This window comes from Methylobacterium sp. CCH5-D2, assembly GCF_001556475.1.
GTDB lineage: Bacteria > Pseudomonadota > Alphaproteobacteria > Rhizobiales > Beijerinckiaceae > Methylobacterium > Methylobacterium hispanicum.
Genome location: NZ_LSIX01001158.1, coordinates 1 through 1,933, shown reverse-complemented (window position 1 = coordinate 1,933; position 1,933 = coordinate 1). Strand labels below are relative to the sequence as shown.

The following is a 1,933-nucleotide window of genomic DNA, read 5'->3' as shown; positions in this document are numbered from 1 at the left end:
GGCGGGCGCCGCACTCGAGATGGAAGTTGTGCAAGAGGTCGATGATCAGGTTGCCCGAGGTCGTCACCATGTCGGCGTTCCACGACTGGGCGTTGGAATTGACCGGCGTGGCGCCGCCCCCTTGCGAGAAGAAGGCGCCGGCAAGCCGCACGTCCTGCATCTCGTGGAACGGCGCCTTCGAGACGTCGACGTTCTCGGTGTCGTCGCCCGGGCCGTTGTTGAGCATGGCAACGCCGGTCGAGACCAGCTCGACGTGGCCGAGCTCCTCGGTGAAGATGCTCGACACGAGGCTGTAGAATGGACGCAACTTCGACTTGTTGCGGAAGTTGAAACTCTGGAACATGTAGTTCCCGAGCGTGGACATCTCGCCGTACTTGCCGCCCAGCAACTCCTGCAGGGCCGCGGCGGCGTTGGGATCGGGGCGCTTCGGCGTGGGAAGTTCGGCCTGGAGACGGTCGAGCCGCATGAACATGGGTTAAGCCCTCCGGATCGGCACTGAGATGCCGGAAGGGCTACCGTGGGGCTCGGGTGATGTTCCTGATTCGCGGCCAACTTGTCCGGCCGCGAGTCCGTTTGCCGCAGGCGCGTCCGATCCCGCCCGCTCAGGCCCGCAGGGCCGCATCCAGATCCTCGATCAGGTCGGCGGGATCCTCCAGGCCGATCGAGAGGCGCACCACCTCGGGCCCGGCGCCGGCCGCGCTCTTCTGCGCGTCGGTGAGCTGGCGGTGGGTGGTCGAGGCCGGGTGGATCACCAGCGAGCGCGTGTCCCCGATATTGGCCAGATGCGAGAAGAGCTGCAGGTTCGAGACGAGCTTCACGCCCGCCTCGTAGCCGCCCTTCAGGCCGAGCGTGAAGACCGCGCCCGCTCCCTTGGGCGTGTAGCGTTGCGCCAGCGCGTGGTAGCGGTCCTCGGGCAGGCCCGGATAGCTGACCCAGGCCACCGCCTCGTGCCGCGCCAGGAAGGTCGCGACCTCGAGCGCGTTGTCGCAGTGGCGCCGCATCCGCAGCGGCAGGGTCTCGATGCCGTTGAGGATCAGGAAGGCGTTGAAGGGCGAGAGCGCCGGCCCGAGGTCGCGCAGGCCGAGCACCCGCACCGCGATGGCGAAGCCAAAATTCCCGAAGGTCTCGGAGAGCACCATGCCGGCATATTCCGGCCGCGGCTGGCTCAGCATGGGGTAGCGCGCGTCGCCGGCCCAGTTGAACGTGCCGCCGTCCACGATCAGCCCGCCGATCGAGTTGCCGTGGCCGCCGAGGAACTTGGTGGCCGAGTGCACCACGATGTCGGCGCCGTGCTCGAAGGGCCGGATCAGGTACGGGGTCGCCATGGTGTTGTCGACCACGAGCGGGATGTTGTGGCGCCGGGCAACCGCCGACAGCGCGGCGATGTCGGTGATGACGCCGCCCGGATTGGCGATGGATTCACAGAAGATCGCCTTGGTGCGGGGCGTGATCGCCGCCTCGAAGGAGGCCGGGTCGTCGGCATCCGCCCAGGCGACCTCCCAGCCGAAGCTCTTGTAGCTGTGGTTGAACTGGTTGATCGAGCCGCCGTAGAGCTTGTTGGCCGCCACGAACTGGTCGCCCGGCTGCATCAGGGCGTGCATGGTCAGGAACTCGGCGGCGTGGCCCGAGGCGACCGCGACCGCCGCGGTGCCGCCCTCGAGCGCGGCGATGCGCTCCTCCAGCACGGCGTTCGTCGGGTTGGTGATGCGCGAGTAGATGTTGCCGAAGGCCTGCAGCCCGAACAGCGAGGCGGCGTGGTCCACGTCCTCGAACACGAAGCTCGCGGTCTGGTAGATCGGCGTCGCGCGCGCGCCGGTCGTCGCGTCCGGCGCGGCGCCCGCGTGGATCGCCAGGGTTTCGAAGCCGGGCTGCCGGTCGCTCATCGCAAGGTCTCCTGAGGCCCGAAGAGGCGTGTTGCCCTGCCGTGTACGCC

At 68.4% G+C, this 1,933-nt stretch carries 2 protein-coding genes; both read right to left on the bottom strand.

The genetic code is table 11. From position 1 onward, the window contains the following. Positions 1–472 (bottom strand): manganese catalase family protein (locus AX737_RS31385; RefSeq protein ID WP_197430786.1); only part of this gene is annotated, 472 nt, incomplete at its 3' end. Between the two features lie 130 nt (positions 473–602). Beyond that, positions 603–1,883 carry an O-acetylhomoserine aminocarboxypropyltransferase gene (locus AX737_RS31380; RefSeq protein ID WP_066928115.1) on the bottom strand — a complete coding sequence of 427 codons (1,281 nt, stop codon included), beginning with the start codon at positions 1,881–1,883 and terminating at the stop codon, positions 603–605. Positions 1,884–1,933 lie beyond the last annotated feature (50 nt).

Excerpts from the sequence above, each read along its gene's own strand:
- AX737_RS31380 (WP_066928115.1), bottom strand. The coding sequence starts at position 1,883 with ATGAGCGACCGGCAGCCCGGCTTCGAAACCCTGGCGATCCACGCGGGC.